The 436-nt window shown below is 63.1% G+C and carries 1 protein-coding gene; it reads left to right on the top strand.

The annotated features are described in order from the left end of the window. On the top strand, positions 1–436 hold a 436-nt coding region (locus I5M_RS30770; RefSeq protein WP_040771942.1), incomplete at both ends, for a sensor histidine kinase.

Raw genomic sequence — 436 nt, 5'->3', positions numbered from 1 at the left:
CATGGCCGGGCTTCACACCTGGACGGGGCTGCTGCTCGGCTGGGTGCTATACGCGATGTTTCTCACCGGCACGGTGTACGGCGATGCCGAGGCGGCGATCATCTACATGCTGGAGACGACGGAGCGGCGCGCGCTGGAAAACCAGATCAACCAGGCGCAGAAGATGGAGACCATCGGCCAGCTCGCCGGTGGCATCGCGCACGATTTCAACAACGTGCTCTCGGCCATCATGATGGCCAACGACTTCCTGCTGAACGCGCACAAGCCGACTGATCCGTCGTTCCAGGACATCATGCAGATCAAGCAGAACGCCACGCGCGCCGCGACTTTGGTCCGGCAGCTGTTGGCGTTCTCGCGCAAGCAGACGCTGCGGCCGCAGGTACTCGATCTAGGCGAGGCGCTGACCGATATCGACCGGCTGCTGAAGCGGCTGATC

Source organism: Rhodopseudomonas sp. B29 (assembly GCF_000333455.1).
Lineage (GTDB): Bacteria > Pseudomonadota > Alphaproteobacteria > Rhizobiales > Xanthobacteraceae > Rhodopseudomonas.
The sequence above is the reverse complement of the archived record's forward strand: the minus strand, read 5'-3'. Positions and strand labels throughout refer to the sequence as shown.